Origin of the sequence: Sphingomonas dokdonensis, from assembly GCF_002197685.1 — a bacterium.
In the GTDB taxonomy this organism is placed as follows: domain Bacteria; phylum Pseudomonadota; class Alphaproteobacteria; order Sphingomonadales; family Sphingomonadaceae; genus Sphingomonas; species Sphingomonas dokdonensis.
On record NZ_NBBI01000004.1, the window covers coordinates 389,386 to 396,686 of the forward strand.

General features: G+C 67.5%; 9 protein-coding genes and 1 tRNA gene. 6 read left to right on the forward strand and 4 right to left on the reverse strand.

Annotated elements, in window-relative coordinates:
- Positions 1–3: 3 nt before the first annotated feature.
- From SPDO_RS12640 to SPDO_RS12655, 4 genes are read right to left on the reverse strand one after another with little or no spacing between them, the layout of a single operon-like run.
- Positions 4–351: a hypothetical protein gene (locus tag SPDO_RS12640; RefSeq protein WP_088367884.1), complete on the reverse strand. Its 348-nt coding sequence runs from the start codon at positions 349–351 to the stop codon at positions 4–6.
- Between the two features lie 45 nt (positions 352–396).
- Positions 397–828, reverse strand: a complete 432-nt coding sequence (locus SPDO_RS12645) for a DUF488 domain-containing protein (protein ID WP_088367826.1) — start codon at positions 826–828, stop codon at positions 397–399.
- Positions 829–839: 11 nt separating this feature from the next.
- The gene (locus SPDO_RS12650; RefSeq protein WP_245829462.1) at positions 840–1,265 is read right to left on the reverse strand and encodes a YybH family protein; all 426 of its coding nucleotides are present in this window, start codon (positions 1,263–1,265) and stop codon (positions 840–842) included.
- Entirely contained in the window at positions 1,262–2,845 is a 1,584-nt protein-coding gene (locus SPDO_RS12655; RefSeq protein ID WP_088367827.1) for a bifunctional diguanylate cyclase/phosphodiesterase, read from the reverse strand. The genes SPDO_RS12650 and SPDO_RS12655 overlap by 4 nt, the downstream gene beginning before the upstream one ends.
- An 86-nt stretch (positions 2,846–2,931) precedes the next feature.
- Between SPDO_RS12655 and moaA the strand changes: the two genes are divergently transcribed.
- From moaA to SPDO_RS12680, 6 genes are all read left to right on the forward strand, one after another.
- Entirely contained in the window at positions 2,932–3,939 is a 1,008-nt protein-coding gene (gene moaA, locus SPDO_RS12660) for a GTP 3',8-cyclase MoaA (RefSeq protein WP_088367828.1), read from the forward strand.
- Positions 3,936–4,715, forward strand: coding sequence for an NAD kinase (locus tag SPDO_RS12665; protein ID WP_088367829.1), 780 nt, complete (start codon positions 3,936–3,938; stop codon positions 4,713–4,715). The genes moaA and SPDO_RS12665 overlap by 4 nt, the downstream gene beginning before the upstream one ends.
- Positions 4,716–4,782: 67 nt before the next feature.
- Positions 4,783–4,857 (forward strand) — tRNA-Asn (locus tag SPDO_RS12670).
- 40 nt (positions 4,858–4,897) lie between these two features.
- Positions 4,898–5,788 carry a tyrosine-type recombinase/integrase gene (locus SPDO_RS17185; RefSeq protein ID WP_245829464.1) on the forward strand — a complete coding sequence of 297 codons (891 nt, stop codon included), beginning with the start codon at positions 4,898–4,900 and terminating at the stop codon, positions 5,786–5,788.
- 18 nt (positions 5,789–5,806) lie between these two features.
- Positions 5,807–6,298: a site-specific integrase gene (locus SPDO_RS17190; protein WP_245829465.1), complete on the forward strand. Its 492-nt coding sequence runs from the start codon at positions 5,807–5,809 to the stop codon at positions 6,296–6,298.
- Complete coding sequence (locus SPDO_RS12680; RefSeq protein WP_143559654.1) at positions 6,264–7,013, forward strand: hypothetical protein; 750 nt, start codon at positions 6,264–6,266, stop codon at positions 7,011–7,013. Before SPDO_RS17190 ends, SPDO_RS12680 begins: the two co-directional genes overlap by 35 nt.
- The last annotated feature ends 288 nt before the right edge of the window (positions 7,014–7,301 follow it).

Below are 7,301 nucleotides of genomic sequence, written 5' to 3' on the forward strand. Positions count from 1 at the left end.
CGGCTACTCGACGGCAGATTGCGCCAGCCGATCCAGCCACGCTTGCGCCTGCTTAGGCTCGCCGACCGCATCCGCGTTGACGCGCCCGCGTGATTGCAGAAATTCCTGCTGAAGCGCGAACGGGGGCAGCAGCAACTGCTCGCGCATCTTGTCGATGTCTTGCCCGAGTTCCGCGAGATGATCGATCACCGGCGCGATCTTCTCGCGCGTCCGGCGATCGCCCTGATGGTCGAACAGCCCCCACTTACCTGAAGCCGTCGTGCGTAGCGCGGCAATCAGCGCGTCGGTGTATTCGGCCTCCAGCTCCATTCGACGGGCATCGAGGCGGTTCAGTCGATCAGCTTTGGCCATCATCCGCCCCTACACGGGTCAGACCGGCGTGGCCCACCCGATCTGTCACGTGAACAGGTCAACCACCTCGGCACCCTCACCCTCCGCCTGTAGCAACAAGGTGCGGTGGCAATGGCAGGGGTCGCGCTCGTAACACAGCAGCGCGGCCGGCATCTCCGCCGCCAGTTCGCGCATCTGCGCCGCGGCCGCCTGCGCCTCCGGCAGCGCCAGTTGATCGTCGTACACCGCGCGCAACGTCGCCACATCGCCCTTCTTCGCCGCATCGCGCCCGCGCTTGGGCGTGCCCAGCGCCTTCAGGTGAACGTAATCAATTCCCGCCTCGCGCAGCGTCGCCGCCAGCATCGATTTGGATAAGCCCGGCCGCCGCGACAGCGGGAGCGCCCGCACGTCGATCACGCGCTTCACACCCGCGCGCGCCAGCGCAGCGAGGAAATCGGCCATGGTCGTCGCCTCATATCCGATGGTGTAGACCTTCATCGGCCGGCGGCTCAGGAGCTATGGTCGGAAATGATCCGCCATCCCGCCTTGCGCCGCTCGAACAAAAGGGTGGTAAGCCCCGTCTGCGGCTCGCTGGTGGCCGGCGTCAGCGTCCAGCGCGCAACCAGCAGCATGTGGACGTTGCTGATCGTGCGCCAGGCAACGGGCTGAAACGACAGCCGCCCCCGGCTGTTCGCGCCATCGGCGAAACTCTTCTCATAACGCGCCGCGATCGCCGCCTTGCCGCGCGCCAGTTCCTTGCCCGACGCATAGACGGCGTCATCGGCATAAACCGCCATGAACCGCTCCAGCGATCCGCTATTCCAGCCGGCCGCGCTCGCTGCCATTTCCGTCTCGATCGCGGCGGCCGGCGTCTCGGCCGGGGCGGCTTGCACCGCCGCCGCGATCATCACGGGCGCAAGCAGGGCGTGGATCATGGGCGATCATCCTCCATCAATCGCGCCAGCGCCCGCTCGTCGAGCGGCCCGGCGCACAGGAACCCCTGATAATAGGTGCAGCCCTCATCGGCGAGCAGATCGCGCTCCGCCACATTCTCGACCCCTTCGGCAATCGTTTGCAGGCCCAGCCCTTCGGCGATCGCCAGGATGCCGCGCACCACGACGCGCGCGCGCGGTGCGCCCGTAATGTCCTGCGTCAAACTGCGATCGATCTTCAGGTAATCGAGCGGCAGCGCCTTCAGATAGGCAAGGCTCGAATAGCCGGTGCCGAAATCGTCGATCGCGACTCTGAGCCCACGCGCCCGCAGCGCCTCCAGCCGCGTCGAGGCCAGCGGCAGGTCCGTCACTAACCCGCTTTCGGTCACTTCCGCCGTCACCCGCGCCGGATCGATTCCCGCGCGCTCCACCAGCGCCATGAAGTGCGGCGCGAAATCCCACCGCGCGAGATCCGCCGCTGTCACGTTCACCGCCACACGCAGGTTGGCCAGCGCGCCCTCCCACGCCGCCGCACGCGTCAGTGCCAGCAGCTGGATATGCTCGGACAATGCCAGCCCCAGCCCAGCGCGCTCGGCCGCGGCAAACAACGTGCCCGCGCCCAGCACGCCGTGTTTCGGGTGCTCCCACCGCGCCAGCGCCTCCACGCCCGTGATGCGATCGGTCGCCAGCGCCACCTGCGGCTGGAACAGGATGTCGATCTCGCGCCGGTCGATCGCGCGGTGCAAATCGGCGGCAAGATCCAGCCCCGCCGCGATATGACCTTGCGGCGCAACCCGTACCTGCGGCGCATCGCCCGCTGCCGCTGCCGTCAGCGCCTCGCGCGCCCGCGCCACCAGCGAGCCTGCAGCCTCGCCGTCGTCGCGATGCGCCACACCGATCCGCGCGCCCAGCCACGCTTCCTCGCGCCCCAGCATGAAGCACCGCGCCAGCGCGCCCTCGATCGCGGCGATGCGCCTGCGCGCCGCCTCCACATCCTCGCGCACGGCAATGATGAACTGCGCGCCCTGATCGCGCTCGATCACGGCATAGGGCGGCAGCACCGCGGTCAGCCGCCCCGCCGCCTCACGCAGCAACTGATCGCCGACCTCGCGGCCGAAGGCGGCATTCACCGTATCGAAATGCGTGATCGCCACTACCGCCACCGTCGCCGGCTCAACCGGATCGCCCGCGGCGATGAAACGCGCCACCGCACCTTCGGCCAGCTCGCCCGCCCGCCGCATCCGCCCGTTTCCGCGCAGACGCCGCGCATACCGGCCGGCATAACGCAGCGCGAGCGCCAGCGATTCGCTGGTCGGCTCCCCCACCGCGACATGCGTCGCGCCGGCGTCATAGGCCGCCGCCGCGCCCGCATGATCGGCTACGATCGCCAGCACGGCCTGCCGCGCATGCACCGCCGCCGCTTCGGCGTCCGCCAGCAGCGACGCACCGCCGCGCGCGTCGACCAGCAGCACGTCGGCCCAGTCCGTCCCGGCGCGTCCACCCGCCAGATCAACCAGAGCCGCCAGGCTTTCGGCGCCCGGTGCCAATATCACGTCCACGATGTCGCCTGCGATCTTGCTCACCGGCGCGACCGTATGGGGCGGCGAGTCTCGCAGCAACTGGATTGCTGCCCTTGTTACCGACCCTGCGAGCGCCTAGCTGTTCCGTTATGGGAGCAACGCCCGCCGCCTCCGGCCTCGTCGACGGTTTCGGCCGCACCATTCGCTATCTGCGTATATCGGTCACCGATCGATGCGATCTGCGCTGTCGCTATTGCATGGCGGAAAAGATGACCTTTCTTCCGCGCAGCAAGCTGCTTGCGCTCGAAGAGATCGCCATCATCGCCGAGCGCTTCATCGACTTTGGCGTACGCAAGATCCGCCTGTCGGGCGGCGAACCGCTCGTCCGCCGCGACGTGGTGGAGCTCGTCCAGCGGCTCGGCAGCCATGTCGGCCATGGCCTTGACGAGCTCACCATGACCACCAATGCCACGCGCCTGGCGGATCACGCCCAGGCACTCGCCGATGCGGGCATCCGCCGCCTCAACGTCAGCATGGACAGCCGCGACCCCGCCGTCTTCCGCCACATCACCCGCCATGGCGACGTCGATCAGGTGCTCGGCGGCATCGCGGCGGCCAAGCGCGCCGGGCTTGCAGTCAAGATCAACATGGTCGCGCTGAAAGGGCTGAACGAGGATGAGATCGCCCCCATGCTCGATTGGTGCGTGGGCGAGGGTCACGATCTGACGCTGATCGAAACCATGCCGATGGGCGCGATCGACGAGGATCGCACCGACCGCTTCGTGCCGCTCACGGCGGTGTTCGACCGCCTGTCGCAGCAGTTTGAGCTGGAGCGCGACCTTGCCGGCACCGGCGGCCCGGCGCGCTATTGGCGCGTGAAGGGCAGCGCGACACGGCTCGGGCTTATCTCGCCGCTGACCGCTAATTTCTGCGACGGCTGCAATCGCGTACGCCTCACCACCGAAGGCCGGCTCTATTCCTGCCTTGGCCATGACGACCAGGTCGATCTGAAGGCTGCGCTGCGCGACGGCGGCGTACCGGCGCTCGACGACGCGATCCGCCTCGGCATCGCCGGCAAGCCGGCGCGCCACGATTTCCGCATCGAACGCGGCTCAGCCCCGGCGGTGGCGCGCCACATGAGCGTGACCGGCGGATGACCACCTATGTGCGGCGGGCATTGGTCGCCTCGCCAACCGCCCAGGCGCAGGCCGCACGCGCCAGCCTTGCGGATGCATGGGACTGGTGCCCGATCGAGCAAGCCGATGTGGTAATCGCATTGGGCGGCGACGGCTTCATGCTCCAGACGCTGCACACCCTGCTCGACATGCGCCGCGCCAGCGTGCCCGTATTCGGCATGAACCTCGGCACCGTCGGGTTCCTGATGAACGAATGGCGCCAGCACGATCTTGACGAGCGCCTCACCAACGCCCGTGCCTTCAAGGTGACGCCGCTGGCGATGACCGCGACGGGCGTCGACGGACGCATCCACACCATGCCCGCGATCAACGAGGTGTCGCTGCTACGCGAGACGCGCCAGACCGCCAAGCTGGAGGTGCGGGTGAACGATCGCGTCGTGATGGAGGAACTGGCCTGCGACGGCATCCTCGTCGCCACGCCGGCCGGCTCGACCGCGTACAACCTGTCGGCGCACGGGCCGATCCTGCCGCTCGGCTCCGCAATGGTGGCGCTGACGCCGATCAGCGCGTTCCGCCCGCGGCGTTGGCGCGGCGCGATCCTTCCCGACAAGGCACGCATCAGCCTGCGCGCGCTCGATCCCGGCAAGCGCCCCGTGTCCGCCGTGGCCGACCAGCGCGAGATCCGCGAGGTCGCGCAGGTCGACATCGCGATCGACCGCGCACGCGAGCTCACCTTGTTGTTCGATCCCGAGCACGCCCTCGACGACCGGATAACGATGGAACAGTTCGTCGCGTGAGTTTTTACGCCCGCAAGGGGGTTGCAAGCGCTGAAATTCCAGCTAAAGACGCGCCTCCCGCAGGCGTTCCCTGATAGCTCAGCGGTAGAGCTCTCGACTGTTAATCGAGCGGCCGTAGGTTCGAATCCTACTCAGGGAGCCAGCGGGCCTATTCAGGCCCGTTCACCACGCCCCAGCAGACGTTGATTTACCCCCATATTTCGGGCATTTCACCTGTTCATGGCGCTCCACCGCATTTCATCCAAGGCCCTGGTACGTGGGGGTATTGCAGGGGGTACGTTCCGCTGCTGACGGATGTTGCCTGTCGCAAGGCGAAAGCGGCCGAGAAACCGGCCAAGATCGCCGATTCACACGGGCTCTTCCTCTACGTGACGCCGGCGGGGCTCAAGTCCTGGCGCATGAAATATCGATACGGCGGCAAGGAGAAGCTGCTTACCTTCGGCAAATACCCCCAAATACCCCTTACCGAGGCACGACGGCTTCGCGACGAAGCGCAGGCGATGCTTCGCGACGGGCGCGATCCGTCAATCGAGAAGAAGCAGCGCAAGGCGGAGCGCGCCACCCGGACCAGCAACACATTCGAGGAGTGGGCCGGCCGCTGGCATGCGAGCGCCAAGAAGCACTGGACGCCGCGATACGCGGACCAGGTGCTCGGTCGCCTCGAGCGAGACGCCTACCCCTCCATCGGCCAGGTGCCGATTGCCGATGTGACGGTGCCGATGGTGCTGGAGCTGCTGCAGCGGGTGGAAGCGCGCGGCGCGATCGAGGGTGCGCATCGCCTGCGCCAACATATGTCGGACATCTTCCTGTCGGCAATCGCGGCGGGTGTGGCGCAGACGGACCCGGCAACGGGCGTGAAGCGCGCGCTGCAACGCTTCACGCACAACCGGCGCCCGGCAGCCCGGTCGATCGCAGAGGCGCGGCACGTGCTGCAGACTATCGAACAGCAAGAGGCGCACTGGTCGACGCTCCTCGCCTCGCGCCTCCTCGCGCTCACGGCAGCGCGGCCGGGCGTTGTGCGGCTCGCCGAGGAGAAGGAATTCGAGGATCTGGATGGCGCCAGCCCGATCTGACGCATACCGGCCGCGAAGATGAAGCTGACGTCCGAACGCAAGCGGGACGTCACGTTCGAGTTCGTTGTGCCGCTGAGCCCGGCAGCCGTGGCAGTGGTGCGAACGGCAACGCGGATCTCGGGAAATGGCGTGTTGTTCCCCGGCATGCGGACGCCCAAGACGCCGTTCAGCGACAGCACGATCAGCAAGCTGTACAGAACGGCCGGGTTCACCGGTGTTCATGTGCCGCACGGCTGGCGCTCGACGTTCTCGACCATCATGAACGAGATCGCCGCGATCGAGAACCGTGTCGGCGATCGCGACATTATCGATCTGATGCTCGCCCACCTGCCTGGCGACGTCGAATCGGTCTACAATCGCTACGCCTATCTCCCGCGCCGGCGCGAGCTGGCTCTCGAGTGGAGCGAGATGCTGATGGAGGGCGCGGCGCCGGTGGACGACCTGGTGCGCGAGCCTGCGCGGCGATCGTTCGGGGGTGCACCTCGTGAGCGGCGCCCCAAACGCCCGTGACATCCGCCGCCTTCTCAAGGGCGCGTCCGCACACCTGACCGGCCGAACGGAACGCGGTCCCGACCGCAAGGTCCGCCGCAACAGCTATGACGTCGACAGCCGCCAGGCGCAGGTATTCCGCCCGATCGGCGACGGCACCACCGCGGGCGCGCTCGGCTGGATCGACTGCCTGCTGAAGACCGTCACTGAATGGGATGACCTCGAACGCAGGAAAGGCGGGGTGAGGCCGATCGGCCTCCACGGCATTCGCGTCCTTGAGACGTTGCTCGGCCGCCGCGGCGTGATCCAGGTAGATTTCCGCACCGGCAGACTGGAGCCTGCGATCGACACGATCGCCCGGGTAGCAGGCCTGTGCCGGACCACGGTGGTGCGCGCCCTCGCCCGCCTGAACGCGCTCAAGATCCTGCAATGGGTCCGGCGCACCCAGCGCACGCAGAACGCCGGCCAACCCGGGCCTCAGCGCGAGCAGGTCACCAACGCCTACTGGTTCGATCTCAGCGGTCTCCCGGCGCGTGTCCGCCAGCGCTTCCGCGACCTGTGGAATAGAAAGCGGGTCCGCCGTGAGGGCACCCTCCCACCTAACACACCCGAGACAACCGGCCCGTCTCCTGAGCTTGCCGCTATCCTCGGATCTATCGAGGCTGGCATCGCCGCAAAGGAACAGGGCGCGAGTCCACTAAGCGGCCAGTATCCCCGCTCAGAGATCAAGGGATAAGGAATTGCCTCGCATTGGCGAGGCAATGCTCCAGTAGGTTGCTCCCCCAAGGCCGATCTGGCCCACCCTACCCATCCGATAGCCAAGACCCGGCTGTCGGAGCGTGGCGGCTTGCGCCGCCCCGGGGTATGCGAGGGGGAGGAGCACGAACCGTGCCGCGCCCTCGCAAGCGCCGCGTTCGCGGTGATCTTTTTGCTCTAAAATTCGTCGCATTGCGCACGGACCCACTAGGCGGTGTCCGGCCCCCATCGGTCCTGACTCTCGACCCCCGCCCCCCTATCTAAGCCC

Bases quoted from the DNA above. Each gene is read 5' to 3' on its own strand.
- SPDO_RS12665 (WP_088367829.1), top strand. From the start codon at position 3,936: ATGACCACCTATGTGCGGCGGGCATTGGTCGCCTCGCCAACCGCCCAG.
- SPDO_RS17190 (WP_245829465.1), top strand. From the start codon at position 5,807: ATGAAGCTGACGTCCGAACGCAAGCGGGACGTCACGTTCGAGTTCGTT.
- SPDO_RS12645 (WP_088367826.1), bottom strand. From the start codon at position 828: ATGAAGGTCTACACCATCGGATATGAGGCGACGACCATGGCCGATTTC.
- moaA (WP_088367828.1), top strand. From the start codon at position 2,932: ATGGGAGCAACGCCCGCCGCCTCCGGCCTCGTCGACGGTTTCGGCCGC.
- SPDO_RS12640 (WP_088367884.1), bottom strand. From the start codon at position 351: ATGGCCAAAGCTGATCGACTGAACCGCCTCGATGCCCGTCGAATGGAG.
- SPDO_RS12650 (WP_245829462.1), bottom strand. From the start codon at position 1,265: ATGATCCACGCCCTGCTTGCGCCCGTGATGATCGCGGCGGCGGTGCAA.